Here is a 22,551-nt window from a genome sequence, read left to right on the forward strand (position 1 = left end):
CTTCAACAAGGAAAATACACTATGGCTATTATACAAGGACAACCAACCAATGGAAATGACGTCATCTTTGCTGATGGAGCTAATGACTTTATCGATGGTCTACAAGGCATTGACTTAATTAACGGTGGTTCGGGTAACGACACCCTCTTCGGTAGAGATGGCAATGACATAATTCTCGGTGATCCCGGCAATGACTTGATTGATGGTGGCTTTGACAATGACGACCTTAATGGTAACGCGGGCAATGACACCCTTATAGGTAGCTTTGGCAATGACAGCCTTTTCGGTGGCTCTAGCAGTGACTCCCTCAGTGGTGGCGCCGGCAATGATATTCTCATAGGCTTTAATGGAGTCAGTGGGAATGAGTTAGACACTCTAAGGGGCGGTTCTGGAGCCGACACGTTTGCGCTTGGAGATAGAAGCGGTTCCTTCTACCTCAATTCGGCCGGCTCTAGTTTTGCCACAATTGTTGATTTCGATTCCAGTCAAGCTGACAAGATTCGAGTTAACGGTAGTGCCTTTGGTTACACATTAAACAAGAACGTTAATTTTTCTGGTGGTTCCGCATTAGACACTTCAATTTTGAAAAACGGTGATCTCATTGCGGTTGTGCAAGACAATACTAATGTGTCTATTTCCTTCGACTTTATTACAGCTTAGATTGAGGTAATTGAAAGCATTGTACAGCAATGCTTTCAAGAAGATTTAAGTCGTGCAAGTGGTACAGGGGAGCAACGCGATTTTGTGAGGTTGGGTGAAAAAGGTGCGATGCCTTCGGCGGGCTGCGCCTACGCTAAAACTTACATTTCTGTATGAAGTAATTTTATTTGCAATTAATATACGTAATTGCACGATAAATGCTCTTGATGAGATATCTCAAAAAGATTGCTAGTAAGTTATTTGACGATTATTTCCAAATATATCTGCAATAAGTCTTTAAGACTTAGTATCAATTATGGCAAAAAATACATTAAATACCGAATTAAAGTATAAAATTTATCAGGATGTTTGAGGTTTGATAAACGAATTAAAGATAGAAAAGGAGGAATATGTATCCAGATCCATTCTGCTCCATCCGCAATTAATAAAACCTGTTTTGCCTGACTAATACCTAAATTAACCAAGTACATCTCTAATATCTGCAAAAACCCTTGATATCCTTTATAAGTTCCATCATTGGTAATTGGAATCTCTCCATTTTTGATTTTTTCACCTTGCTCATTCACTACATAAATTGTTAATAGTTTTGGCTCAATCCATTCTCCTGTAAAGCCTACACGATTAGTCTTAACCTTACGCCTACCTTTTTTATTAATCTGAATCCGTGTACGACCACCATCTACAGCAATAACGAGCAACAAAGCTGTACATTCTCCTGCCAAAATTAAGGACAATTCTCTAATTTCTTGCTCACGTTCTCTGAAAAATCGTCCATCCCATTCTGAGATATTCTTCAGTTCTAAAAGTTTCGTTCTTTAGTTCTAAAAGTTTCGTAACTTGTTCTTGAAAGTTTTCTAATGATTTGCTTAAATCGAAAGTAGAATATATATGATTTTTCATAAGCAAAGTAGGCACTCCCTGTTTTGATGTCAGATATCAAAACCTTTACTCCAAAGGGAATCCTACCTTTTTTTTGTCACAAAAACGAGTCATCTTCAGACCCTACAATAGAACCGGAAATTTAAAGCAGTGCTAATACTGCTTTAAATGTATAAATATTTATATTGTACTTAAATATATTTATTAGCGATCGCACCTTTTTCACCCAACCTCACAAAATCGCGTTGCTCCCCTTAGGAAATACTAATGAACTTAAGCATTCAACAGATTGTACCGGAGGACGTTGCATTAATGGAAGCTCTATTAGCGACCTTTGGTGAGGTGTTCGATCAGGTGGAGACATATAGAAATCCACCTAGTCCAGACTATCTGCGGCAACTGCTCGATAGTGACTACTTCATTGCGATCGCCGCATTGAAAGAAGGTGAGGTCGTTGGTGGTCTTACTGCCTACGAGCTTAAAAAGTTCGAGCAGGAGCGCAGTGAGATTTACATCTACGATCTAGCTGTTGCTGCCGCACACCGACGGCAGGGAATCGCAACGGCATTAATTCAAAAGCTGAAGGAAGTAGCAGCAGCATGTGGAGCTTATGTCATTTTCGTCCAGGCGGATATCGGTGACGATCCAGCCATTAAACTTTATACAAAGTTGGGCGAGCGCGAAGACGTATTGCATTTCGACATACCAGTTAATAGCGGCAATGACAATGCCTAATGCTTATCCGAGTAGTGGCTTTTCGAGAAGAGCATACTAAATAGCGGGTCAATTTTTTACAATATTTCTAAATCCTGGTTGAGTCATCATCAGCGATCAAATGCAGTTTTTTTTCGTGCGAAACCCCTATAAAAATTTGCGGTTACTAGATCAAGTTTGGACGGGAGAAAATATGCAAGTGTTTGAATTAATTTCCATCTTGGAAAAAGATGGCGAACGAAATCTTTAATCAAGATGCGCTCCTACGGCAATTGTGCGGATTCATGAAGTTAGCTGATTAATAAGTCCCGCATAAACACGGATTCATTCTTGCTGCCTTTCAGTAAAACTGCATTATACAAGTTTTGAAGGTGCATCTATGACTAATACTACAATGTTAGATAACCGTATAAATAAGCAAATAAAATTTGAACCATTAGAAGCGACAGTAGCAGCAACAGAAGAAGAGTCAGTAATATTAGCCGAAAGGCTTACACAGGTGGCAATTCCTTTATCCGTATTGTTACAAGCCCTGAATATAGCGAAATACGATAAGGCAGCAGCTTTCCACTACGCTGACAAATACCTAAAGAATATCAAAAAGTCGAAATGGGTTATTATCAAAACGGCTTGAAATTTTCCCATGAAACGCTCGGTTAAATATTTTTCTCCTGATGTAAATTCTCAGTTTTGATTATTCCAGCATCATTTTTCGCCATCATGGTCAACAACTTTACAAGCCTTACCTCTGTATCCTGCGTCCTTGACAATATGATTCAGTTTTAAGGCAGATTCTAACGCTTCAGTTCTATCAGGCAAATTGGTTAACACATCCACTTTTGTGCCAGAGTTAGATTCTATATAAACTGAGTAAGTCACTTTAATCCCCATTTGTCTTTATCTCTATTGCTCTACAGTCAAATTCCATATCTTGCCCAAAAGCTATAGTTAATCTTCAATCAAATGATTTTATATAGTGAAGAAAAGCAAAATTCAATGCTTTTTCCAGTGACTCTTCCCTGGATGAGCGGTCTTTATAGCTATCGACTACTAACTCCAAACTATAATTTAATTTCTGATGTAGTAGATATAAGAACCTACATCGTAGGGATCTGGTTGGTAATAGGTAACGATTATTTCAAATCCTTTATGGTTCTTGTGTGCCTCAATTATGTTACCTTTTAATTCAAGCTGATTAGAAATTTTCACAAGTAATCATTTTTGGTTTTTGATAAGTACGGCACTCTAGCTTGTTATTGAAAGGAAAAGATGCTGAGATTAACCTCAAACCAATAAAATACTCAAGGTCATCAGTGCCAGATTTTGAAATGAAATCACCCTGCAAAGTGATTCTAGTTTCAGATTCTTGAATTATGTCAACGGTGGGTTGAATTTTGTTTATTAATTCTTGCAAGTGATCCATAGTTAATCTGGAATTTTATCGAATTTATAAGGCTAAAAACTAGTATCAATAAAATCGGACTGAAGGAAGTTGGATTTACCTGAGCCAGTTATAGTATAAATTTATTCCTTTTTAATTGTTACCCAATCACTCAAAACAGCTATACAGCAAGCGGTCAATGTTGACCTTCTCAAAGTCTTACTTTCGTGTTTAGCAATGTAACCGCCCTCTAACTCATTCTGCTCAAAAGAAACCCCAATTACGTCAAAAAGCTTATTAGCAACATCAAGAGAAATAGATTTCGACCAAGACATATTTATCTCCCACCCAATCCCGGAAAAAACTTACTCCAAACACTTTGCTCTTTGGAGGCTAATTCTTCTGAACCTAAAACATTCTCTAGCCCTCTCTGATTACTCTGAATCTCCTGCATATTGAGAGCGTGAATAGTTTGGGCTAACTCTGGATTGTCTTCTAACAATTCAGCTTCAAGCTCCAACTCCTGCTGTAACAGTTGGGCATTTCGACACAAGAACATTCGTTGCTGATGTCGTCGCCTGATTTCAGATTCAGTAAGTTGTAAGCGTTCTTCAAAATTAAAATTATCGTAATCGCTATACATAACGTTTAATTACTCCATAAAGTAGCTGATATCCCAGCCTCAATCTTGTAATAAACTCATCAGTATTACGATTACCCCAAACAGGATTACTACAGCTCTTTATCCAGTTAATTGGACTATGACAAATCTCATTATGACAAGAGATACACGTAGGAAATGTCGATACCCCAATAACGTCATTCCCATAGTAAGCGTGATGGATCTCTTCGCTTTTCTTCGTTAGGCAAACGACACAATAATTGTGAGTTTTTCTGTGAGCGATGCCTACGGCGGGCTACGCCAATGCTACTTGTTTTCTGTACTCTTTGGGATTACCATATCGAGCATTCCAGTTTAATCGTCTGTGTAGCCGAGATTTTCTAGTAATAGAGTCACCCCTTTTTCGTTTAACTCTTGCCCCGTTAATTCGTGCCACTTCTGTTTGATTTCCTGAAAATGTGGTTTTCTCCCTAATTCTGTTGCCCATTTTCTAATTTCTTGATACCAGTCAACCTGCTGCTGTGAGGATTGCTGATTATTTTTAGAACTATTAACAGTGTCAGCATTCGGTTTGGAATCCTGTTTTTGTTCCAGACCTTTGATATCAAATTCCGGGATTAGAGCAACAAAAGGATTAGACCGAGTGGGAATCACCAAGGCATATCGAACTCCGGCTTTGTCTAACATTTCACAAGCCTGTCGCAAGACCTCCAAAATCTCCTTTTTAACGTTTACAAAATCCTGGGGATGGTCAAGAATATAAGAGGATGTTTGCCCCATCGCAATAAAGCAAACATTTTTCAAGGACGGGCGACTAAATCCGGTTTCCCCAGAAAGTGGAGACTGGCCCATGAATAGCCCATGACCTTTTAACCCAGCAGTGAATTTGATGATATAGTTCCAAAAACCTTGCAAATCTTTAGCAGTATCAGCATCAACCATTCCTGGAAGTCCCTTGCCACCACCAAATACAGAGTCCACCTCATCTTGAGCAAGAAATAATTCGGGAACACCGTGACATTCACCACCAACAATTGATACTCTTGCTTTCTGTTTGTCAATTTGGTCTGTGGCAAAGATGAGCCAATTTCTTAATTCTTTCATGCCGTCAAACTTACGGCTGAACTTGCACAACCATCTGGTGACATCATCCTTTGGATCGCTGCCAATCACAATTGCTGGTGTTTGAGATTTTGCACCGATTTTGTTAATAATCACTCCAGCCAGCGTAGACTTCCCAGATTGTGTTCCACCAGATAGGTAAAAATGGTGATTACTGCGAAGAGTCATATTTTGATTAGATGCAGCATCACATAGTTCATCAATCCAAGCACCATCAATTCTGATGTACTCAGGATAATTAGCAGCGATCGCTTGCAGAATTTTCATCGCACCCGGATTAATCACGGACTGCACCGACTCTTCATCAATGTCAGCAATATCGGGATTGGGAATACCAGTCGGTGAAGGTTGTTGTTGTGCTGGTGGTTCAGGAAGAGTAACCAACCCCTGCAACTGATATTCAGCAATCCACCGGGGGCGCTCACTAACGGGCAGGCGATTCACGTAATCAGCAACTCGGCGTTTGGCAGCGATCGCAGTCGTAACATAATCATAAACAGCCTCACCTTGTAAATGCTGTTTAAGTGATTTCAGGTCAGCTTCTAGCAAAGACTGGTAAACTTTTTCCTTACTTTCGCTGATTTGGGCGGATACCCCAAATAAGCCAGCACTCACTGTTCCCGCACCAAGTAGCATCCCGGTTGTTATTCGGTCAGTATTTAAGAAAAAAGGAGCAGACAGACATAATACAGCACTCGCTCCTAAAGAACATAAAATACTCCGTTCTGCATGAATAACGCTACTGGCAGTTAGACGTTGTAATTCAAATGGCATAAACTTATCTCACCCCCAAAGCAACACCAGCTGCAACTAAAGTCAAGAAGATAAACAGAAATATTACTCCAGGCATTAAGCCAATAGTGAAAGTTTTGCGGTTGAAGCCGAATCCTTTAATGACTAAACCGCCAAAGTTGAATAACCCCAGAACTATGCAGCAGATAGAGATTATGCCAATAAACCAAAGAATGTATCGACTAACGGGGCTGGCAACGGATAAATAACCCATAAACATAGAAAAGCCAACCCCAGACACTGCATATCCTATATGAGAGAGCTTGATTTGCATAACCTAGAACCTAAAGCTATCACCCACTTCATCAAATGCTTTTTCGTATCCCCCAAGTTGACGCTGCTGTTCCTGGGAACCGAAGGCATGACGAATTACCGCTTCCCCATGTAGCGCCCTAGTTCGCTGCAAATCTTCCTCAATCTTCATGGCTTCTTGGGAATATGCCAATTGGTTTTTATACATCTCTGCCAAAGATTGCAACTGCTTAAGCCTGTGCCTGGAGAACTTTGTATGCAGCCACTTCTGTGCTTTTAACGTGCCAGCCACTTCTGCTTCATCCAGAACCTGCTTTGCTGTAGTGTAAGCTGGCAATGTGTAGCGTGAGCGGATTGATGAAGGTAAATTACCCTCAATTTGGGTAGCATCCCCAACTCTTAAATCCGTTGATACTACTCCATCACCTTTACCGCCAAATAAACCAGGAAGCCATTTTGCTAACATTCTTTTCTCCCCCCTACTACTTAAAATTGGTATAACTCTCTTGCACTTGTTGAACTTGTGAGCCGATATATCGGGTTATGCCATATATGCCCATGAACGAAAACATTAAAACGGTCATTGCTGCGATCGCAGTTTGAGCCATCATCCCTCGTTGCATCAATTCCTCAATCTGTCTATTGGAGTGCGATCGCACTCTCGACTCATCAATAAGTTGCTGGACGACTAGGAATTCTTCTGGAGAGAGGTTTTCTAGTGTCAGCCCCGACAGATTCAACTCCCCGTCCTTCTTCAGGTGAATATTTAATGCTTTGCGATGGGTTTGGTCTTGTTGCTCCATATATTGCCACGCCCAAAACGAGGGTTAATAGCAGCAGATTTAGTACCGCTGCTAATCCAATCAATTTATTCGGTCGCATTTGTTGGGCTAATACCGAAAATACCCGCAACGAGTTCGTCACCGATTGCACGAAAGGAATCTACATCAGCTTCCTCCTCCATCGCCTTAGAGACAAACTTACTCACCACGTCCTTGGGAGCATTGCGAATCGTTGATAACAACTGGTCGGCTTTGTCAGTTGTGTAAGCATCAATCCCGACGTTAAGAACATCCTCCAAGGATTGAATTTCTTGGTTTGAAACCTGAGATGCGTGAGCGATCGCTCCTTGCAATGGAGGTGTGGATTTACGGCGGGGTGAGTTTTTACCGAGTTTACCTCCCGTATTTTTAGACTTACTATTAGCAGTGGTCAGGGCAGTTGATTTCTTGGCTTGTACAACTTGAACTGCTACTTCTTGAGCTTCGGCATCATTTAAATTATCAATATCCATGCCAATAGCTGATGCAGCAGACACAATATCTGCCTCATCGAACTCGATACCTTGAGCCAGCAAAATTTCTTTGACTTTTTGCATAACTTAGTTTCTTATGTGCTACTACACCATTAATATAATATATATGTTAGCTAAGTAGCATATAAGAAACAAACAATATTTTAAATTTGTCGGTTTCTTGTCCCATAAGCAATATCAGTTGATAATTTGGGTGATTAAGTATGGATGCAACAATGCCTAGAACGAAAGCACAGGGAATGACCCGGATTGAACTCTACGTGCCAACAGCACTATTTGAAGAAGCTGAGGAATTAGCCGACTTTGAAGGTTGGAAATTGTCAGAATTGCACCGTGTATTTTGGGAAAACGGTTTTGGCGCTTACGTGGAGCGCAGTAATAAAAGAATGATTAACAAGCGCTTGAGAGATAAGATTTCTCCTGACGTTGCCAATCAAGGAGAAGAAGAGTAATTTTCGCGCCCAGGTTTAACCTGGGCATTGTTGAGTAAAGGGAGCAACAAAATATGCAAAGTATTGAAGAAGCATACACCCTTGCTTGGGTAAAAACAGCTTGCGAACACGTCTTAGGTAAAAGCATTAGTATTAGAGCTTGGCGAAAATGGTTAAGGATATGTGGTGTAAAGCAGTACGCCCGACAGGTGAGATTGAAAGAATGCTGCTATTTGTTAGGGCTTGCATATCTCAAAAGTCAAAATCTCTTCAAAAAGTATTCTTTGTCAGACGTTTCATTGTTACTTAAAAAAGATCAAGAGCGTTTTGCCCAATTTGGTATCGACTTAGAAGAACCAGATTTTCCGTTATCTGGGCGAGAACTTCCGAATTTTATCTACGACAGAACAAAGCGTAAAATCAGCTTGCGAACTGTGTATCGTTGGGCTGAAAAACATAGTATTCCCTTCTCTGTATCGAGAATTATTCCCCCACAAGAACTTATTAGATGGCTGGAATTAGGAAATGCTTTGTGAAGAAGAATTCAGAATTCAGAATTCAGAATTCAAAACCAGGAATTAGGACGCTTTCTACCAAACTCTAAAAAGCACCACTTTTTTGGTCGAAATACCGATTCTTGTTTTCTGATTTCTGACTCCTGACTCCTGACTCCTGACTCCTGAATTCTAATTTCTAGCCGCTCTTTTTTTTGCACTACTCTGTCACAAAGCGGTACAGAATTCCGGCAGGTATGCCGTGACATTCAAAACCCCTGCTGTGTATAGATGTCACAAAAAGCGGCATGATGTTAGCAACGCCCAGAACCCTTGTGTTTCCGTTAATGTCACAAAAAGCGGCACAGTTGCTCTGTGACATCGGCGTGCAGAGACAGTACTCAAAGCCATACAGAATGGGTGTCACGCGAAAAGCGGCCCACTTGACGAAAAAAAAAAGGGATGGAAAAAAGCCCCAAAAACGGGGCTTTTTTATAAAGTGCGATCGACAGCCTCTGATGCTCACAGAACGCCTGCTTTTAAGTCTGGGATTTTCTACACCCTATCCCTTACAAGCTTTTCATGACTGATGCTGAATTTTATTTCCTAAACTTTCTATTTTTTACTTTGCAAGTTTTTCTTTTTCTTTTTTTTAGGGCACTCGATATCGACCATCAACCCATGCTCAAATACAACAGTGTGTTTTGGGTCTGCTCCATCAGAAAGGAGAATTTTTTTCTGTTTACTCATCAACTTCATTTCCTTAATTGTGTTCTCGAAAAAATGAAGTTGATAGCCACAATCACATTCAAATGATGAAGGGAATATTTCTTTGGGCATAAACTAATCGAAAAAATTATATTTCCTTGGCATTTTTTTTCATAATCCCATTGCCCAGATGAAAAAGTGTAATCTTTTGTATAAGTTATTGAAACACAGGAAAGCCGGTGGCATGGTTAATCTGTGAACCTGGTGACACTGGACAGCACTCAAGCGGTTGAGAATTTTAACAGCAGCCGTTGGTGCGCCAGATGCCATGTACACCTGTGGAGAACTTTGAGTATGGAGTTCGTCGTTCTTCTGAATAGGTAGCGAGGTGAAGTTAATGAGTCAGGAAGAACCTAATTACAGTAAAAGCGTCTTTAACCAAGAAAATGCAGTAAATCCAATAGGTTTATTATTTAATGAAGAATGGTTGCGAAAAGGTGTTGAAGCTGAAGATAAAGTTGGTGGCAATATTGGGACTGGATTAGATTGGGGGTCAGCATTTGCCTCCTTAATGGGTAATCTAGAACTTCTGGGGCGTTTCACAACATTGCGTATTTCTCTAAATAGAGAAGTGCGGTTGCTACTGAATAATTGGAATTTAGGTACAGCTACGAAAATTGCAGTCATTACTGCAAGAGAAAGAATACTTGAAAAGTTTAGGCTGCCGACACCAGAGGTAAGAGAATACATACTTGCCACTCTGGAAAATGATCAGCTTTATGGTGAAGAATTCATTTCTAATCGAGAGATACTGCGCGAACTGCTTGGGGTGTTGTTAAAACAAGAAGATTGGGAAACCATTGCAGCAGTTGCAGCAGATTTGTTAAAGAAAGAAATTATACATCAAGCTGTTAGTGAAAAGATTTCAGCATAGTCAAGCTCATCGCAATAATTCTATTTGAATTATTTTTTTGTTTTGCCAACAAGTGTGTGCTGTTTAACCTAGCCTTTCTTCTAGGTTCTCAACGTTTAAACTTTGTGAGAGGATTAACCCAGTATTTAAACTCAGCTTAAACATCTTGTTCTGAAATGTGATCTTAATTCATCACAGGAGTGCTTAATCATGGCGCAGGACGAACTAAAGAACAAAGTAGCTTTGATTACTGGTGCAAATAAAGGTCTGGGGCTGGAAATGAGTCGTCAACTCGGACAACATGGATTGACAATTCTGATAGCGGCCCGAAACCTAGATGCAGCTAAAACAGCAGTGAGTAACTTGGAGAACGAAGGAATAATATCTCACCCAATTGCCCTGGATGTCACTGATAGTACTCAAATTGAATCTGCTGTTCAACAAATTAGTGACTCTTTTGGTAGGCTTGATGTCTTGATCAATAACGCAGGTGTGTTTTTAGATGGTGATTGGTTAGCTAGTAATGCTAGTTCTATTTCTGTAGACATTATTCGACAGACATTTAACACAAACTTTTTTGGCTTAGTGGAATTAACTCAACGAGTATTGCCGTTAATATTGAATAGCCCTAGCGGTCGAATTGTAAATATGTCGAGTATTGAAGCCTCGTTAACACTTCATGCTGACCCCAATTCATTCATCTATGATTCCAAACCATTTGCTTACAATGCTTCTAAGGCAGCAGTGAACTCATTTACTATTCATTTAGCTCATGAGTTACGCAATACTCCGGTGAAGATTAATAGCGCTCATCCGGGTTGGGTAAAAACGGAATTAGGTGGTGAAGGTGCGATGATGGACATCGCATCAGGTGCGAAAACTGGTGTTGAATTAGCGATATTACCAAATGATGGCCCCAGTGGTGGGTTTTTCCATCTTGGTGAACCAGTAGCTTGGTAACTTCTACCACAATTTGAAGCAGTGACATAAGTTATTAGTGATTACGCGAATTCTCACGATTTTCGTAGACTCAATAGTAATGAGTATTGATTTTTAGGGCAAACGGCGATTCATCCCATTCCTTCAATGTGTGGTATGAATCGCCGTCTTTTGTAAAAAGTTGAGCATTATCCTTCTAACTCTAACTTTTCCATATTTCGTGAAAAGTCGGCTCTAACTCTGATCAAGTCATTTATATTAGAGGTGCTTCTTAGTACGTGAATACTCACTTAAGCATTGGATATTGCCTCCAGCTGGTGCTTGAGAATTAATATTTTACGCTGATGCGCTTCAATCTCAGCTTCAAGTTCAGCACGTAATTCAAGTGATGTAAGTAGATGAATTTTCTCCTCTTCAAGATGTGACACTTCAGAAAAATCGTTTTTATCTAAAACACCATAACGTCAAGATTCGTTACATAAGCCAGTCAGTAGATTATTAGGTGGATAATACTGAATCCCAACAATCATCCCCTGCTTGGTTCTTTGTCCTAACGAATATTTTGGTAATGTCCAATGATTGGGAATAGTGATAACTTTTGAAGTTTCCATACGATTGTTCCTATCTTTGTTTTGACTGTGTTTGTACTACTCGCTGCTGCCTTTTCTCCACCAAAACCTGACCGATAGCTCCTCCAGTACCCAGCCCTAACATGACTGTAGTAATCGTGTACATTGTATATCTGCCAAAAATTTGTACTCCTAAATACCCAATAGATATGGCCGCTAATGTACCAGTGAGACTTACAGCAATTACTTGTGCTTGATTACGTTTCATAATTAGAATGCCTTTCCCTGATAGAGGTTATGATTTGAATGATTTTGCTATTACGTAATCGCGCCACTGCTCAACAAATAGAACAAATGCGTAACTGTTCACAAGTTCTACATCAAAACAGCAGTCGATATCGAGCGTCGGGTGCTGGTTGGTGGTGGCGATCTGCACGCTGATTGCGAAAAAGAGCTATTATTGACATCCTTGCAAGATAGTCCGAATCTGTGATGTGGTTAATTTGATTTCCATCGTCGTTTATCTCTCTAAAATTTGTCTCGTTGAATACTAAAACTTGCTCCAACCAAGGCAGTACCCAAAAAAGCGGAAAAACTGACCAACATTGCACCCAGGCAGATATTTTTCTGTTGCTCCCAATCAGAGATGATTATGTTGGGATTATTAGTCTCAATAATCTCCAACCCCCAACACCCCATTGCTCCAACTCCAGAGAATCCAGTAATTAACAGAGAGACAATTGCAGTTATTTCTACGGTGCGGTCAATACAAATTCTGGGGCTGAATCTTCTCCTATTACGGCGGCGAAGAACCAATTTACTCTTGTGGTCTACTTGAGATTGGTAAACAACTTGTTTGTGATTAGTCATTTGAATTCCTCCAATTGAACATAGAAACCTGTACCTGTATTCGTAATCTTTACCTTTCTTTGATTGACCAGTGTTTAAATCAGGTTAAGACCGAAGTTTATACTACGCAATCGTGCGCTACCTTCACAGTGACGGAGGTACTGTAGACACAGTGAGGACTGGTCAGTAGAGGTGGGATAAGTTGATTTTCTCGGCATAATCTTGTCTATTACTCTATGATTTGTAAATGATGTGCATTAAAAAAAATTCCCTGACCAGTAGGCATATCTGAGAAATGAACGCAAACCATCCCGTGCCCTGAATACTGAATTACTGTACCTGTTTGGCCTAACCTTGGGTCTTTTTCTGTCAGTGCTTTAATGACTTTGACAACTGAATTAATTGGTGGGAGATTAGCCATTTTTAATCCTTGAATAAACAGCTTATTTTATACTCATTCCAATTCTTGGGATTATGAGGTGATGACGTTGACTCTTCAAATTTCCAGTTTTGAGAATTGGTATCGAAAAACTCAATCGCTGCATCAAAACCACACTTTAAAAATCTGGTGTATGATTCTTCCGAGCAAAGAATTGATTCGACAATTGCAGTCAAGAGTTTGAGGTTGGTTTCAGTAGCAGCACCTTCTTTGTGGAGCCATTCAATGGTTTCTATTAGCTGTTGTTTAGCAGAAGCAGCAGTAGATTCAGGTAATGCAGCAATGGGAATAAAACCTGTTAGTTGTTTCATGTTTGATTGGCTCAAAAATTATCTATTTCTACAACACCTTCATCAGTTGCAAATTTCCGTTGAGATTTGGCTTTGGTAATTTGGAATTCGTTAGCTTTAATTACTGGAATTGCAGCCTCTTTAACTGCTGCTTTCGCCTGATGATAGAGAAATTGAACTACACCATCTGCATCTTCTTCGTCCTCGATTTGCGCCCATAAAGAACAACCTAATTCGATTGATTCGTAGTTGCCCAAATTGAACTTTCTGGAATAACTAACTGAGACAGTACCGATTTTCATTTACTTATTTGAACCGCTAATTTATTTAGTGGCGACTCAAAGGTGAATCGCCGTTGTAGTATCTAATTACCGCTTGTTACCTTGCGGCATAACTGTCTGATTCTGCGCTTGCAGAGATGCCCTCGCTTCAGTTTCTGAAACCGGGGGTAATGCTGGTGCAGTGACAGCATTACTAGCCCATCGCTCGTAAGTATCATTCGTTACCCAATGAACTGTTGCCCCAGATTCCGCACCGCTACGAATCATCTCTGCTGCAACGAGGGCATCATGCTCAAAATCAGACTGTGGATTGCGATAGCTCCACTGAATAAACCAGTACGTTCCCAGCGTTCCTTCCACTTTTTGAAACTCCGCGCAGAAAATATAGTTTTTCAGTACCGAAGCGATCGCCTGATAACAAAACTCCTTTGGATCTCCGGGCATTCCTTCCTCGCACCACGATTGAAATGCGCGATGGGCGAAGTGGTTGTACAATCCAGCGAAATTGTCTTTACTCCGACGGTGGATTAGAAAACTAAGCAGCATGGAGGCTGGCCCCTTAAACTGGTCTTTGAGTCCGCCAGTAACAGGAATCACCCAGAGTTCAGTAAATGGCTCATTGGTGAAATTCTCGTTGATAGTCAAGGCACGGTCAGGGCGTGAGATTGCAATTGCAAAATCAGCCTTGTTACCTTTGAGGTATCCGCCAGCTTGTGCTTGTAGAATCGTGAGTTTTGGGGGACAATCAAGTAAGAATTGACCATATTCTTTAGCGCAATTGGCTTGTAGTTTCGGTTGGCTGGGTGGAATGAGAAAGACACTGTTGTTGATGATGATGGTTTCCATAATTGCGTTGTTGTTGTTAAAAATTGGGTTGATACTGGATAGTGTTCGACTTAGCTATTTATGACAGTGCAGGAATTGCTTTTAACTAATAAGTCAGCAGTTCAGCAATTTTGAATTGATAATGCGTGAATTTTGAACTGTTTTGACTTCAACGATTTCTTCGACACACCCCATCGCCTCGCTCAAATAATGCAGGACATCAGCTAAGTGAGTTGCGGCTTCTGGATCAATCCTTTTATCAGCAATCAACAAGAGCCAGTTTTCATCTTGGGCAATCGCTTGAATCTTGAGATAGCACGAGTTGAACTCTTGTAGTATTTCTATCGGTTTCATTGATTTATCCGATGAATTGTGGTGTTCTATTTGGATAAAATTTAGGTTTGCTCCTTGCCACACAGGTGGGTCTATCCTGCCCACCCGTTTCCTTACGCTGCAACCAAATCTCTAGTTTCTGGCACGTATCTCTTTAACCTTTCCCACTCCTCACTCGTGAGCGAATCAAATTCCTTATCTAACAACTCTTCTTCGGTAGGCGGTTCCTTTTTAGTCGCTGTAAAGTAGCCTGTCTTTGCCATAAATTCATCCAACCCGACTGCTGCATCAACCGACTCGGTGTATCGAAGAGAATCCACTCCGTTAGACCAGTGGGTGATGTACTGAAATATCACCCCAATCATGGAATCACCCTTATAGACTCGATAGTTTCTGGGGCAGGCTCCGTCAACGTAAACCAGCTTGTAGCCAGGAATCTCTAGCACCTCTGCATTGGGGTCGGTTGGAGAGAGGAGAATTTTCTCTTGGGAATTATCGAACTGGGCTTCTTTAAGAGAAAATGAGTTTATTGTGTGTGCCATGATAATTTCGTTTGTCTAATTTCGTTGTAGAGGCGATTGCATAACTCTAGGGCTGCGATCGCTTTTTCTCACTTCCAGTACTAGGAATTTCTTACACCTCTGCATTCGCATCTGTAGCAGGTAGGAGAATTCTCTCGTGACAGTCACCTACTTGAAGTAAGAGGTTACTTGCTGCACTTTGTGTCATGATTGTTATTTCTAAAGCAGCGATTGAGCTTTGGAGGCGATTGCAGTTGTCTTGGTGTGCAATCGCCCTTTCTCACTTCAGCAACTTACGCTGCTACTGCCGTTCGGACTCCCAGCAGCGCAATCACATCTTTGGCACTGCCAGCAACCCGATTTACCCCGTACTGTCTTGGTCTGACATACCAACCTTGTTGATTACACCCGACGAAGCCGACAAAGCGCCCATCTTGGTAGAGTTTGGTGCTGAACGAAAGCCAGTCAATCTGACCGTGGTACAGACCAAAAGCAGTGCAAGCTTCCTCCAGTTCATCGCTCAATCGCTCGTTGCGCTCCAGGGGTGTTTCTGGTAGAGTCGCCTTGACCTCTGCAACTCTTGTAGCGAACCAGTTTCTATCGAAGGGCAGCCGTCCGCCACCGACTAATTGCACCCATACTGTGATTCCGCCTTCGATCCAGATTGTGCGAACTGATTCGGGTTGGACTTCGATAATCTCGCCAATGATGCGGCGATCTCTGCTGGTGAGAGGATCTTGTGTGGGGGCTACAGCTTCGGCTTGGGTTTCGAGGTGGGTGTACAGTTCTGCTTGGGCTAGGGTTTGCTTGTCAACAGAAGAATTAGGAATTGCTTGCTGTGTATGTGTTGCATAGTTCATAATATTGATCTCCGTGATAGGGGAAAAGGCGATCGCAAACTTTCCAGGGTGGGCGGTCGCCTTTGTTATGTGTGCAAACGACGTTGTGGTTTCGCACAACGCTCTCAAATAGATTTGGCGTAGCCATCAAAGCTAGTGCTTCGCCACACAAACTTTGCGTGGTGGCAAGCAGAGGTGCAGAGGGGCAGAGGGGCAGAGGGGAAAGAACTTGTACGAATCTCTCCCCTGCTCCCCTGCTCCCCTGCTCCTCTGCCAACCTCCACCTAACATTTTTGGGTTGGCAGACTACTAGTTGCTAAGAGCATTATCAAGACAGTAGACGGCACCATCGGGGGACGTGTAAGGAAGTGCTGTGTTCGCAAGAGGACACTCTACTAAATTCAGCTTTGCTGTAAAATCTTTGATTTCTAGGCAGTTAGGCAATAAATAACCAGTTTTTTAAGACTTGGTAGGTCATCGAGATCATCTTCGTTGGCTTGAGCATTACAAGTTTGGCTTCCGGCTGCTAGTCCCGGTGGCACTTGGTTTTGTGGTTAGTTGAATGAGTGAATGTTTGGTAATTTGGCTTGCGAACCCTTGATTGCGTTCGGGTGCAGACGGTTCGTTTTTCTTACCCTCATGTACATAATGCTAGTACACCTATTGGTAGTAGTCAATAGAGTAGTAGTTACTTTTAGATAGAGATTTGTAATACTACTATTGGTTGCACATAAGCAACTCTAATACCAATAGATGTAAGTCCTATATATTTACATCCAATAGTAGTACCACTATAATAGGAGTATTATTTGGAGAGGATGATTGTGTTTATCGCATTAAAAAAATTGAGAGAGGCTGCGGGTCTTTCTCAGAATGACCTAGCTAGAAAGACTGGTTATAGTCCTCAGTTCATCCAAAAAATTGAACAAAATAAGGTTAAATCACTCACATTAGATGCAGCAGCAAGATTCTGTGAAGCCCTTAATTGTAAGCCTGGAGACTTGCTTGAGGAAGGTGAGCCACCCAAAAGACTAAGAATAGAAAAAGGTGTCACGCTCAGTTCTCAAGCAGAAACAGAGACTTTAGCGAATAAAAAGAAAATTCTGGGCGAAAGTGCAGAAGTTGATCTACTAAAAGCAGCGTAAAAGTTAAAAGCGACCGCCCGCCGACCAAAGCAATGCGATCGCCTGCTCAATCCGTTGATCACAAAGTGAGCTTATTATAATGCTGACACATTTTTGTGCAAATACCCTTCAGTATCTTCTCAGTTCACTTTGGTTAAACTGCAACACCCCAACTTTCAAGCATTTACCATACATAGTGGGCAAGAGATATGCTGACACTAGACAGAGAACAAACTACGGCACTTGATTACAGCAACCTCAACACCAGCATCCAGGAAACCTTCACCGCTATTGACCGATTCGAGTGGCAAGCGGTAGATGAAATCCTCCAGATGCGGGAACAACAGCTTTACCTGCAAGCTGGATATAAAAACTTTGAAGAATACTGCCAGCGTGAGTTATACGCTTGGGGTGGATACCGACGAATCAACCAACTGCTAGGAGCCAAAAAGGTCATAGACGCAGTTAGCGAGTTGGGCGGATACATTAAAAATGAGCGTCAGGCCCGTCCACTACTACGGTTAGTCAAGGAGCCAGAGAAACTAAAACAAGCTGTAGCGATCGCACTTGAAGAAAATTCCTCCCCAAGTGAATCAGATTTTGCTGCCGCCGCCCAAAAAGTGGTTCCTCAACTTCCACGCAAAAAGCAATCTATTCAGGAACCAACGGTTCCCAAAATTCAAGAACCAGTGGTTCCTCAAAAAGCTATTGTCACAGTTTCACAAGAATCACATCCAAGGTATGGAGAAGAGGGAACCATCTCAGCAGACGCGCCAAATCACTGGCAGCAAATTGTCACCTTTGCTGATAGCGAGAGGTTGTTGATCAACAATACTGATTTAGATGCCGCTAGTGTTCCCTTTCCTAGAGAGCGAAATTATTCACCAGAATACTCTGAGGCGATCGCTGCTATTGAAGAACGCCATAAACAGGAGCTAGAGCGGCTCTCCCAAGAAATGAGGATTGGTTTGCAAACAGAAGCCACCGCCAAAGCAGAAAAACAAGTACAAGAGCAAATTCAATCTCTGCAAAATTTGTACAGGCAGCAGAAAGAGCAAAACATCCAGTTACAGCAACGGCTAGATGAAATGGAGGGGTTGAGAAAGCTTGAGACTGAGAACCAGCAACTCCAGCAGCGCATTCAGGAACTAGAACACGCAGTACAAGAGCGCCATTCTCAACAATGGGGAAATACCATGACCCAGCAAGCGACCAGAGCTTTGAACAAGCAGGTGAAACAGACGTTAAAGAAGACAATTGATCTGCGATCGCTGGCCCAGGAACCCCCAAAAGAGAATGCCCAGGAATGCTTACGGCTAATGGGCATGGCTTTAAAGAATCTCGCTAGTGCTATGAACAATACCCAGGCATTGGAGGCAGCAGCGCTAATTTTAGGTAGTGAACCGACATTAACTGCGATCGCTTATCAAGCAGAGCAATTGGAAATGTTACCCCAAGCGGTTAGTGACATTAGGGCAGTGCTAACTAAACCTGGGTGTACGTGGCAGGATTATTGGGCAGTGGCGCAAGAGTATGAGGTGATTAAACAAGATTACTGGGCAGAATTGACCAGTGAGGAGACAAATTTAATTACCGCACTCCAGAACGCATCTACTCAACCGGACACAATTGGCGTTGGCTCTATTGTTGCCCATGCTGACCCATATCGCACTTTGTATGTCGAGAGGGGTGAAGTCGTAGAGGATTTGGGCGAAGAGTTGATAGTTGCTTGGGATCATTGGCGAAACGAATCGAAAAAGACTGACAGGTATTTCCGAGATGAATTGCGGTTTTGGCAACCTGAATAGGCTTTCAGTGTATCGGTAACTTTTTAGACAACTAAATACAAATACCAAACCCTGCAATCGCTGTAGGGAAAATTCCGTGCGTCAAGATAAACAGGAGATTGTAGAATGACTGCAACTATTACAAGACCTAAGCCCAAAAAGGCTGCTGCTAGCAAGAAGGAATCCCCGTATAAAAGGCTTCATGTGATTATTCCCATCGAAGATATGTTGTGGGCTTCGCAGCAAAAACCATCAATTACGCAATTGTGGCAAGAGTGCTGGACGGCTGACCCCTACGGTTCCCGATGGCTGCCTTTGACCTCTGCTTTGGGGTACAGTACTTTTATCTCTGCGAAGAAAATTCTCTCCGAAAGTGGTCTGTTCATTTTCAAACCCGACAAGTCGATTCAGGATGGCCGGGAAACGGCTAGCTGGATGGTGAAGAATTTACACGGTAGCCGGATGAAGGAATTTTGGGAGAAAGCCAATGCTGAAAAACAAGAACCAAATCCTGAAAAACGAGAATCAAATGCTGGGGATTCAGATAAAGATGCTGGCTGTGAAGAAATGGGTGCTTTGTATGAAGCATCTATTTTAGGTCAAAACCAGCTAGAGCAAGGGTTTCAAAAACCCTCACGAACTGTTCAGGAACACCTAACGAACTCTACAAAAGAGTTCGTTAGGTGTTCCTGATACGCTTATACGAAATTTGCAAGTTGAGGAGACGGCTCACGCGCCCTTGAGGGGCGCGTCGCCTCAGACTGTTCAAGGCGTGTCAGAGAATGAAAAAGACTCGCCTACGGCGAATGACTGCACGACGCTGGCGCTTGTGGATGCTGTACAGGGTGAATCTGCTTCGTTATTGGCTGAAAATCAGGATTGTGGTGTTGAGCAGAAAGGCTGTCATGAAGGTGCTTGTTCCGCCGCGCCCGTCGTTCAGAATGAATTTTCTGACAAGGAAGCGATCGCTAATCAAACACCAAAGCTTGTAGAACAGAGTTATTCTGCTTCGTTGTTGGTTGAAAATTCGGTTTCGGGTGTAGAAGTCAAAGCAGTTGATGAAGGTGAAAGTTCCGCCGCGCCTGTACCCAGTGCTGAAAAATGGTCACATGAGGCGATAATTGCGAGGTCAAATGTACGACCGGAGCGGATGCAGAAACTGAAACTTGCGGCAAATTCGGGTGAGAATCCGGGGTTTGACTTTTTGCAGGAGTGTTGGAATGATGATCCGGCTTTGCAGATTGTGATCAAGAAGTTGCTGGCGAAGTTTCCGCAGTGGGGGATTGCGATTGTGGATGAGGTGTTAATTGATTGGAATGCTAAACTAAAATAATGCTAGAAGACCCAGAAAAACCCAAAGAAGTCTGGACTGATTATGTTTGGGCTGACAATGAAGCAGAAGCCATGCAAAAATGTCAGATAAAAGCACAAGACGCGACTGTTCAAGGCAAAACAGTTGTGCGGCTCATTGGACTACCCTTGAAAGTAGGTAGAGGAAATGACAAGTTAAGGAAAAGCAGGATTTGTCAAGGGGAGGGGAAAAGGTGATAAATCAAGTGGTTGAGGCTTCTTCCGTATAGTCTTAACAATATCAAGACACTTATTTTCAGGAGCCGTAAAAAACTAAACTGGGTCAGTTGCCTTACCCTTGGAATATGTTTGATTACAGAACTTCCGGCAGCTATGAGGTACATCCTTAAAGCTGAAAGCTATGATAGGAGAGGGGTAAGAAAAAACTGTATTGCATAATAGCGGGAAGCGCTGTAAAGTGATACAGACCTCTAAATACCATCTCCAGAGGAATTCGCTCAAATAGGTAGAGATAACTCATCTGCAATCGCATCCGCGAGGTCAATTAAAACTGCGTAGAACAACCAAGTTGCCCAAACTTGAAGTTCGATACCATTGATTGAACCAGTCCACAGATAACTTAATCCCAACAAGCGTTTCGCAGTGTTATAAATTATCTCAAAAAAAATAATTCTTTACAAAAGACAGCACTTCCTGACAATCAAAAGACCATTTTGACCAACCTCTTTCATGAGCTAACCAAACTCTCATGCGAAGCGGTATTTCTATGGATAGTTTTCCAAAACAATCATTAATTTCTTGTTCAATTTTTCTGGCAATTTCATCCTGTAAAACACGAATTAACATATTATCAGGATCGATCCCAATTTTAAGACAATACTCCGGTTGTATTACGTGAAATGGTTTAGAGTCTTCTCGTAATTGAGGTGTCATACCTCTTTCAGAAAGTTCTCTCCATCTTCTTGCTGTAAATACTTTTATTCTGCTTCGCCCAACCTCAAACTCTCCTAATATTGGATTTAATTGGTGATAACAGTCATTAGATTTATCTTTAGGAACTAGGTACGGTTGAGCAATATTTCTACTGTTTGTATTTTTAAGTATTGTTTGAGGAATAAACACTATACCTAATGCTTGTTCTGTATCTATTCCAGAGACATTTTCTAATTGTACGACATTATCAAAAATACTCGATAGATTCCTGCAAAGGTTTAATGGGCCAATAAGAATAGGATGTAAGTCATCAAATCTTTCACTTAAGAATGAATAGGCATTTGCCCAAGGAGTCAATCGATTAAGTATATTTAGAAAACTTATTAACTCACTATGTTCATCCAATTCTGCACAGCCAATTATAGTCTTATTCATGAGAGTATGAGGAATGCTACAAGATAGTAGATTAAATAATCTTTGATACATTTCATCTTTATTATTTGAGCCTTTTAATATAATTACACAATCTAAAAGTGTTGGATATACGTAAATTTCTTTGTGTTTTAGTGATATCGCTTTTGATTCAAAAGTCATACGTATTGCTTCATCACTATAATTATGAGTTTGGTAGCCAGTCGTTGATGCCCAAATTAAGTTTGTTGGAGAAATGTCAAGTTGATTTGTAATTTTTTTTACTGAAATATCTAATCCTGGGATATTATACGGAATAAAATTATAGGAAAAACTTATTCTATTACTCTGTTTATCTGACAAAAAATTAATTAAGTTATTAATATTTTTTGAAGATTTTTTAACTGTACATCCCCTTGACCAGTATGATGCTTCAACTTCTACATTTTTAGGTAGTAACGGATTTGTTGGAAAACGTAACAAATTCAAAACTTCTGAATTTTGCAAAAAACTAAGAATTTGAATACGAAATATCCAGTCAGATTTTAGCCTTGCATTCATTTAAAATATTCCTTAAATTGAAAGTAAATAATATAGTGTTTAAAATAAAATCAATAACACTTTTAGTAAGATGATTTATTTTTTAACTGTTTTTCATCTATGACAGCCACTATCTCAAAAATGAGCTATTGATGTTACAAAATTAAGCTTAAGCTGCTGACTTACTGAATCAGCAGCTTAAGTATTTCATTGATTTAAAAACGGGAGCATCCCAAATGTGCAAAAATAAAGAAAGGAAAATTATTAGCGAGTATTC

Annotated in this window: 37 protein-coding genes and 2 pseudogenes; 15 read left to right on the forward strand and 24 right to left on the reverse strand. The window is 41.1% G+C overall.

Features of this window, described 5'->3' with window-relative positions; genetic code table 11:
* Positions 1–21 precede the first annotated feature (21 nt).
* On the forward strand, positions 22–660 hold the full coding sequence (locus RM049_RS33645) for a calcium-binding protein (protein WP_322707277.1): 639 nt from the start codon (positions 22–24) through the stop codon (positions 658–660).
* Between the two features lie 374 nt (positions 661–1,034).
* Here RM049_RS33645 and RM049_RS39465 read toward each other — a convergent pair.
* Positions 1,035–1,355: pseudogene (locus RM049_RS39465) on the reverse strand (ISLre2 family transposase); the annotation flags it as partial.
* Positions 1,356–1,806: 451 nt separating this feature from the next.
* Here RM049_RS39465 and RM049_RS33655 point away from each other — a divergent pair.
* From RM049_RS33655 to RM049_RS33665, 3 genes are all read left to right on the forward strand, one after another.
* Positions 1,807–2,274 (forward strand): AAC(3)-I family aminoglycoside N-acetyltransferase, encoded by a 468-nt coding sequence (locus tag RM049_RS33655; RefSeq protein ID WP_322707278.1) that lies wholly within the window; start codon positions 1,807–1,809, stop codon positions 2,272–2,274.
* Positions 2,275–2,374: 100 nt separating this feature from the next.
* Positions 2,375–2,503, forward strand: a complete 129-nt coding sequence (locus tag RM049_RS33660; RefSeq protein WP_322702359.1) for a hypothetical protein — start codon at positions 2,375–2,377, stop codon at positions 2,501–2,503.
* Between the two features lie 129 nt (positions 2,504–2,632).
* Positions 2,633–2,887: a hypothetical protein gene (locus tag RM049_RS33665; RefSeq protein ID WP_322707279.1), complete on the forward strand. Its 255-nt coding sequence runs from the start codon at positions 2,633–2,635 to the stop codon at positions 2,885–2,887.
* Between the two features lie 71 nt (positions 2,888–2,958).
* Here RM049_RS33665 and RM049_RS33670 read toward each other — a convergent pair whose 3' ends face one another.
* The 9 genes from RM049_RS33670 to RM049_RS33710 all read right to left on the reverse strand — a co-directional run bounded on the left by RM049_RS33670 (position 2,959) and on the right by RM049_RS33710 (position 7,800).
* On the reverse strand, positions 2,959–3,144 hold the full coding sequence (locus RM049_RS33670; RefSeq protein WP_322707280.1) for a hypothetical protein: 186 nt from the start codon (positions 3,142–3,144) through the stop codon (positions 2,959–2,961).
* Positions 3,145–3,448: 304 nt separating this feature from the next.
* Positions 3,449–3,676, reverse strand: coding sequence for a hypothetical protein (locus RM049_RS33675; RefSeq protein ID WP_322707281.1), 228 nt, complete (start codon positions 3,674–3,676; stop codon positions 3,449–3,451).
* Positions 3,677–3,777: 101 nt separating this feature from the next.
* Positions 3,778–3,969, reverse strand: coding sequence for a hypothetical protein (locus RM049_RS33680; protein WP_322707282.1), 192 nt, complete (start codon positions 3,967–3,969; stop codon positions 3,778–3,780).
* A gap of 2 nt (positions 3,970–3,971) precedes the next feature.
* The gene (locus RM049_RS33685; RefSeq protein ID WP_322707284.1) at positions 3,972–4,277 is read right to left on the reverse strand and encodes a hypothetical protein; all 306 of its coding nucleotides are present in this window, start codon (positions 4,275–4,277) and stop codon (positions 3,972–3,974) included.
* 333 nt (positions 4,278–4,610) lie between these two features.
* Positions 4,611–6,152 (reverse strand): hypothetical protein, encoded by a 1,542-nt coding sequence (locus RM049_RS33690; protein WP_322707285.1) that lies wholly within the window; start codon positions 6,150–6,152, stop codon positions 4,611–4,613.
* A 4-nt stretch (positions 6,153–6,156) separates the two neighbouring features.
* Positions 6,157–6,444 (reverse strand): hypothetical protein, encoded by a 288-nt coding sequence (locus RM049_RS33695; RefSeq protein ID WP_322707286.1) that lies wholly within the window; start codon positions 6,442–6,444, stop codon positions 6,157–6,159.
* A 3-nt stretch (positions 6,445–6,447) separates the two neighbouring features.
* On the reverse strand, positions 6,448–6,888 hold the full coding sequence (locus tag RM049_RS33700) for a hypothetical protein (protein WP_322707287.1): 441 nt from the start codon (positions 6,886–6,888) through the stop codon (positions 6,448–6,450).
* A 16-nt stretch (positions 6,889–6,904) separates the two neighbouring features.
* On the reverse strand, positions 6,905–7,225 hold the full coding sequence (locus tag RM049_RS33705) for a hypothetical protein (protein ID WP_322707288.1): 321 nt from the start codon (positions 7,223–7,225) through the stop codon (positions 6,905–6,907).
* A gap of 65 nt (positions 7,226–7,290) precedes the next feature.
* Positions 7,291–7,800: a hypothetical protein gene (locus tag RM049_RS33710; RefSeq protein WP_322707289.1), complete on the reverse strand. Its 510-nt coding sequence runs from the start codon at positions 7,798–7,800 to the stop codon at positions 7,291–7,293.
* 152 nt (positions 7,801–7,952) lie between these two features.
* Here RM049_RS33710 and RM049_RS33715 point away from each other — a divergent pair, with 152 nt between their 5' ends.
* Both RM049_RS33715 and RM049_RS33720 read left to right on the forward strand, forming a co-directional pair.
* Positions 7,953–8,189, forward strand: a complete 237-nt coding sequence (locus RM049_RS33715) for a hypothetical protein (protein ID WP_322707290.1) — start codon at positions 7,953–7,955, stop codon at positions 8,187–8,189.
* A gap of 53 nt (positions 8,190–8,242) precedes the next feature.
* Positions 8,243–8,704 (forward strand): DNA-binding protein, encoded by a 462-nt coding sequence (locus RM049_RS33720; protein ID WP_322700483.1) that lies wholly within the window; start codon positions 8,243–8,245, stop codon positions 8,702–8,704.
* A gap of 29 nt (positions 8,705–8,733) precedes the next feature.
* Here RM049_RS33720 and RM049_RS33725 read toward each other — a convergent pair whose 3' ends face one another.
* Positions 8,734–8,931: a hypothetical protein gene (locus tag RM049_RS33725; protein WP_322707291.1), complete on the reverse strand. Its 198-nt coding sequence runs from the start codon at positions 8,929–8,931 to the stop codon at positions 8,734–8,736.
* A 346-nt stretch (positions 8,932–9,277) separates the two neighbouring features.
* Positions 9,278–9,502 carry a hypothetical protein gene (locus RM049_RS33730; protein ID WP_322700484.1) on the reverse strand — a complete coding sequence of 75 codons (225 nt, stop codon included), beginning with the start codon at positions 9,500–9,502 and terminating at the stop codon, positions 9,278–9,280.
* A 265-nt stretch (positions 9,503–9,767) separates the two neighbouring features.
* Between RM049_RS33730 and RM049_RS33735 the strand changes: the two genes are divergently transcribed.
* On the forward strand, positions 9,768–10,304 hold the full coding sequence (locus RM049_RS33735) for a hypothetical protein (RefSeq protein WP_322707292.1): 537 nt from the start codon (positions 9,768–9,770) through the stop codon (positions 10,302–10,304).
* A 189-nt stretch (positions 10,305–10,493) separates the two neighbouring features.
* The gene (locus tag RM049_RS33740; protein WP_322707293.1) at positions 10,494–11,243 is read left to right on the forward strand and encodes an SDR family oxidoreductase; all 750 of its coding nucleotides are present in this window, start codon (positions 10,494–10,496) and stop codon (positions 11,241–11,243) included.
* A gap of 443 nt (positions 11,244–11,686) precedes the next feature.
* Here the strand turns inward: RM049_RS33740 and RM049_RS33745 are convergent, their stop codons facing one another.
* Positions 11,687–11,833: a hypothetical protein gene (locus tag RM049_RS33745; protein WP_322707294.1), complete on the reverse strand. Its 147-nt coding sequence runs from the start codon at positions 11,831–11,833 to the stop codon at positions 11,687–11,689.
* 10 nt (positions 11,834–11,843) lie between these two features.
* Positions 11,844–12,059: a hypothetical protein gene (locus RM049_RS33750; RefSeq protein WP_322700487.1), complete on the reverse strand. Its 216-nt coding sequence runs from the start codon at positions 12,057–12,059 to the stop codon at positions 11,844–11,846.
* A 38-nt stretch (positions 12,060–12,097) separates the two neighbouring features.
* Here RM049_RS33750 and RM049_RS33755 point away from each other — a divergent pair, with 38 nt between their 5' ends.
* A complete protein-coding gene (locus tag RM049_RS33755; protein ID WP_322707295.1) occupies positions 12,098–12,232 on the forward strand; it encodes a hypothetical protein in 135 nt (44 codons plus the stop codon).
* Positions 12,201–12,284 carry a hypothetical protein gene (locus RM049_RS33760; RefSeq protein WP_322707310.1) on the forward strand — a complete coding sequence of 28 codons (84 nt, stop codon included), beginning with the start codon at positions 12,201–12,203 and terminating at the stop codon, positions 12,282–12,284. The genes RM049_RS33755 and RM049_RS33760 overlap by 32 nt, the downstream gene beginning before the upstream one ends.
* Positions 12,285–12,319: 35 nt before the next feature.
* On the opposite strand, the gene RM049_RS33765 is transcribed toward RM049_RS33760, so the two are convergent.
* The 8 genes from RM049_RS33765 to RM049_RS33800 all read right to left on the reverse strand — a co-directional run bounded on the left by RM049_RS33765 (position 12,320) and on the right by RM049_RS33800 (position 16,189).
* Positions 12,320–12,661 (reverse strand): hypothetical protein, encoded by a 342-nt coding sequence (locus RM049_RS33765; protein WP_322707296.1) that lies wholly within the window; start codon positions 12,659–12,661, stop codon positions 12,320–12,322.
* A 208-nt stretch (positions 12,662–12,869) separates the two neighbouring features.
* A complete protein-coding gene (locus RM049_RS33770) occupies positions 12,870–13,061 on the reverse strand; it encodes a hypothetical protein (RefSeq protein WP_322707297.1) in 192 nt (63 codons plus the stop codon).
* Between the two features lie 2 nt (positions 13,062–13,063).
* Positions 13,064–13,390 carry a hypothetical protein gene (locus RM049_RS33775; RefSeq protein ID WP_322707298.1) on the reverse strand — a complete coding sequence of 109 codons (327 nt, stop codon included), beginning with the start codon at positions 13,388–13,390 and terminating at the stop codon, positions 13,064–13,066.
* An 11-nt stretch (positions 13,391–13,401) separates the two neighbouring features.
* Entirely contained in the window at positions 13,402–13,671 is a 270-nt protein-coding gene (locus tag RM049_RS33780) for a hypothetical protein (protein ID WP_322707299.1), read from the reverse strand.
* Positions 13,672–13,737: 66 nt separating this feature from the next.
* Positions 13,738–14,496: a hypothetical protein gene (locus RM049_RS33785; protein WP_322707300.1), complete on the reverse strand. Its 759-nt coding sequence runs from the start codon at positions 14,494–14,496 to the stop codon at positions 13,738–13,740.
* Between the two features lie 93 nt (positions 14,497–14,589).
* Positions 14,590–14,829, reverse strand: coding sequence for a hypothetical protein (locus RM049_RS33790; RefSeq protein WP_322707301.1), 240 nt, complete (start codon positions 14,827–14,829; stop codon positions 14,590–14,592).
* Positions 14,830–14,921: 92 nt separating this feature from the next.
* Positions 14,922–15,350 (reverse strand): hypothetical protein, encoded by a 429-nt coding sequence (locus tag RM049_RS33795; RefSeq protein ID WP_322707302.1) that lies wholly within the window; start codon positions 15,348–15,350, stop codon positions 14,922–14,924.
* Positions 15,351–15,622: 272 nt separating this feature from the next.
* Entirely contained in the window at positions 15,623–16,189 is a 567-nt protein-coding gene (locus RM049_RS33800) for a hypothetical protein (RefSeq protein WP_322707303.1), read from the reverse strand.
* A gap of 797 nt (positions 16,190–16,986) precedes the next feature.
* Between RM049_RS33800 and RM049_RS33805 the strand changes: the two genes are divergently transcribed.
* The 5 genes from RM049_RS33805 (at position 16,987) to RM049_RS33825 (ending at position 20,627) form a co-directional block, all read left to right on the forward strand.
* Positions 16,987–17,313, forward strand: a complete 327-nt coding sequence (locus tag RM049_RS33805; RefSeq protein WP_322707304.1) for a helix-turn-helix transcriptional regulator — start codon at positions 16,987–16,989, stop codon at positions 17,311–17,313.
* A gap of 188 nt (positions 17,314–17,501) precedes the next feature.
* Positions 17,502–19,100, forward strand: coding sequence for a hypothetical protein (locus tag RM049_RS33810; RefSeq protein ID WP_322707305.1), 1,599 nt, complete (start codon positions 17,502–17,504; stop codon positions 19,098–19,100).
* A gap of 105 nt (positions 19,101–19,205) precedes the next feature.
* Positions 19,206–19,772: a hypothetical protein gene (locus tag RM049_RS33815; RefSeq protein WP_322707306.1), complete on the forward strand. Its 567-nt coding sequence runs from the start codon at positions 19,206–19,208 to the stop codon at positions 19,770–19,772.
* Positions 19,773–19,818: 46 nt separating this feature from the next.
* Positions 19,819–20,412 carry a hypothetical protein gene (locus RM049_RS33820; RefSeq protein WP_322707307.1) on the forward strand — a complete coding sequence of 198 codons (594 nt, stop codon included), beginning with the start codon at positions 19,819–19,821 and terminating at the stop codon, positions 20,410–20,412.
* Positions 20,412–20,627: a hypothetical protein gene (locus RM049_RS33825; RefSeq protein WP_322707308.1), complete on the forward strand. Its 216-nt coding sequence runs from the start codon at positions 20,412–20,414 to the stop codon at positions 20,625–20,627. Before RM049_RS33820 ends, RM049_RS33825 begins: the two co-directional genes overlap by 1 nt.
* Here the strand turns inward: RM049_RS33825 and RM049_RS39470 are convergent.
* A pseudogene (locus tag RM049_RS39470) lies at positions 20,586–21,049 on the reverse strand (hypothetical protein); the annotation flags it as partial. The gene RM049_RS33825 and the pseudogene RM049_RS39470 overlap by 42 nt on opposite strands.
* Complete coding sequence (locus RM049_RS33835) at positions 21,048–22,295, reverse strand: hypothetical protein (RefSeq protein WP_322707309.1); 1,248 nt, start codon at positions 22,293–22,295, stop codon at positions 21,048–21,050. The gene RM049_RS33835 and the pseudogene RM049_RS39470, both read right to left, overlap by 2 nt.
* Positions 22,296–22,551: the final 256 nt, after the last annotated feature.

It is taken from the genome of Nostoc sp. DedQUE04 (assembly GCF_034530995.1).
GTDB lineage: Bacteria > Cyanobacteriota > Cyanobacteriia > Cyanobacteriales > Nostocaceae > Nostoc.

Excerpts from the sequence above, each read along its gene's own strand:
- RM049_RS33645 (WP_322707277.1), top strand. The coding sequence starts at position 22 with ATGGCTATTATACAAGGACAACCAACCAATGGAAATGACGTCATCTTT.
- RM049_RS33655 (WP_322707278.1), top strand. The coding sequence starts at position 1,807 with ATGAACTTAAGCATTCAACAGATTGTACCGGAGGACGTTGCATTAATG.
- RM049_RS33660 (WP_322702359.1), top strand. The coding sequence starts at position 2,375 with ATGCAGTTTTTTTTCGTGCGAAACCCCTATAAAAATTTGCGGTTACTA.
- RM049_RS33665 (WP_322707279.1), top strand. The coding sequence starts at position 2,633 with ATGACTAATACTACAATGTTAGATAACCGTATAAATAAGCAAATAAAA.
- RM049_RS33670 (WP_322707280.1), bottom strand. The coding sequence starts at position 3,144 with ATGGGGATTAAAGTGACTTACTCAGTTTATATAGAATCTAACTCTGGC.
- RM049_RS33675 (WP_322707281.1), bottom strand. The coding sequence starts at position 3,676 with ATGGATCACTTGCAAGAATTAATAAACAAAATTCAACCCACCGTTGAC.
- RM049_RS33680 (WP_322707282.1), bottom strand. The coding sequence starts at position 3,969 with ATGTCTTGGTCGAAATCTATTTCTCTTGATGTTGCTAATAAGCTTTTT.
- RM049_RS33685 (WP_322707284.1), bottom strand. The coding sequence starts at position 4,277 with ATGTATAGCGATTACGATAATTTTAATTTTGAAGAACGCTTACAACTT.
- RM049_RS33690 (WP_322707285.1), bottom strand. The coding sequence starts at position 6,152 with ATGCCATTTGAATTACAACGTCTAACTGCCAGTAGCGTTATTCATGCA.
- RM049_RS33695 (WP_322707286.1), bottom strand. The coding sequence starts at position 6,444 with ATGCAAATCAAGCTCTCTCATATAGGATATGCAGTGTCTGGGGTTGGC.
- RM049_RS33700 (WP_322707287.1), bottom strand. The coding sequence starts at position 6,888 with ATGTTAGCAAAATGGCTTCCTGGTTTATTTGGCGGTAAAGGTGATGGA.
- RM049_RS33705 (WP_322707288.1), bottom strand. The coding sequence starts at position 7,225 with ATGGAGCAACAAGACCAAACCCATCGCAAAGCATTAAATATTCACCTG.
- RM049_RS33710 (WP_322707289.1), bottom strand. The coding sequence starts at position 7,800 with ATGCAAAAAGTCAAAGAAATTTTGCTGGCTCAAGGTATCGAGTTCGAT.
- RM049_RS33715 (WP_322707290.1), top strand. The coding sequence starts at position 7,953 with ATGCCTAGAACGAAAGCACAGGGAATGACCCGGATTGAACTCTACGTG.
- RM049_RS33720 (WP_322700483.1), top strand. The coding sequence starts at position 8,243 with ATGCAAAGTATTGAAGAAGCATACACCCTTGCTTGGGTAAAAACAGCT.
- RM049_RS33725 (WP_322707291.1), bottom strand. The coding sequence starts at position 8,931 with ATGTCACGGCATACCTGCCGGAATTCTGTACCGCTTTGTGACAGAGTA.
- RM049_RS33730 (WP_322700484.1), bottom strand. The coding sequence starts at position 9,502 with ATGCCCAAAGAAATATTCCCTTCATCATTTGAATGTGATTGTGGCTAT.
- RM049_RS33735 (WP_322707292.1), top strand. The coding sequence starts at position 9,768 with ATGAGTCAGGAAGAACCTAATTACAGTAAAAGCGTCTTTAACCAAGAA.
- RM049_RS33740 (WP_322707293.1), top strand. The coding sequence starts at position 10,494 with ATGGCGCAGGACGAACTAAAGAACAAAGTAGCTTTGATTACTGGTGCA.
- RM049_RS33745 (WP_322707294.1), bottom strand. The coding sequence starts at position 11,833 with ATGGAAACTTCAAAAGTTATCACTATTCCCAATCATTGGACATTACCA.
- RM049_RS33750 (WP_322700487.1), bottom strand. The coding sequence starts at position 12,059 with ATGAAACGTAATCAAGCACAAGTAATTGCTGTAAGTCTCACTGGTACA.
- RM049_RS33755 (WP_322707295.1), top strand. The coding sequence starts at position 12,098 with ATGATTTTGCTATTACGTAATCGCGCCACTGCTCAACAAATAGAACAA.
- RM049_RS33765 (WP_322707296.1), bottom strand. The coding sequence starts at position 12,661 with ATGACTAATCACAAACAAGTTGTTTACCAATCTCAAGTAGACCACAAG.
- RM049_RS33770 (WP_322707297.1), bottom strand. The coding sequence starts at position 13,061 with ATGGCTAATCTCCCACCAATTAATTCAGTTGTCAAAGTCATTAAAGCA.
- RM049_RS33775 (WP_322707298.1), bottom strand. The coding sequence starts at position 13,390 with ATGAAACAACTAACAGGTTTTATTCCCATTGCTGCATTACCTGAATCT.
- RM049_RS33780 (WP_322707299.1), bottom strand. The coding sequence starts at position 13,671 with ATGAAAATCGGTACTGTCTCAGTTAGTTATTCCAGAAAGTTCAATTTG.
- RM049_RS33785 (WP_322707300.1), bottom strand. The coding sequence starts at position 14,496 with ATGGAAACCATCATCATCAACAACAGTGTCTTTCTCATTCCACCCAGC.
- RM049_RS33790 (WP_322707301.1), bottom strand. The coding sequence starts at position 14,829 with ATGAAACCGATAGAAATACTACAAGAGTTCAACTCGTGCTATCTCAAG.
- RM049_RS33795 (WP_322707302.1), bottom strand. The coding sequence starts at position 15,350 with ATGGCACACACAATAAACTCATTTTCTCTTAAAGAAGCCCAGTTCGAT.
- RM049_RS33800 (WP_322707303.1), bottom strand. The coding sequence starts at position 16,189 with ATGAACTATGCAACACATACACAGCAAGCAATTCCTAATTCTTCTGTT.
- RM049_RS33805 (WP_322707304.1), top strand. The coding sequence starts at position 16,987 with ATGATTGTGTTTATCGCATTAAAAAAATTGAGAGAGGCTGCGGGTCTT.
- RM049_RS33810 (WP_322707305.1), top strand. The coding sequence starts at position 17,502 with ATGCTGACACTAGACAGAGAACAAACTACGGCACTTGATTACAGCAAC.
- RM049_RS33815 (WP_322707306.1), top strand. The coding sequence starts at position 19,206 with ATGACTGCAACTATTACAAGACCTAAGCCCAAAAAGGCTGCTGCTAGC.
- RM049_RS33825 (WP_322707308.1), top strand. The coding sequence starts at position 20,412 with ATGCTAGAAGACCCAGAAAAACCCAAAGAAGTCTGGACTGATTATGTT.
- RM049_RS33835 (WP_322707309.1), bottom strand. The coding sequence starts at position 22,295 with ATGAATGCAAGGCTAAAATCTGACTGGATATTTCGTATTCAAATTCTT.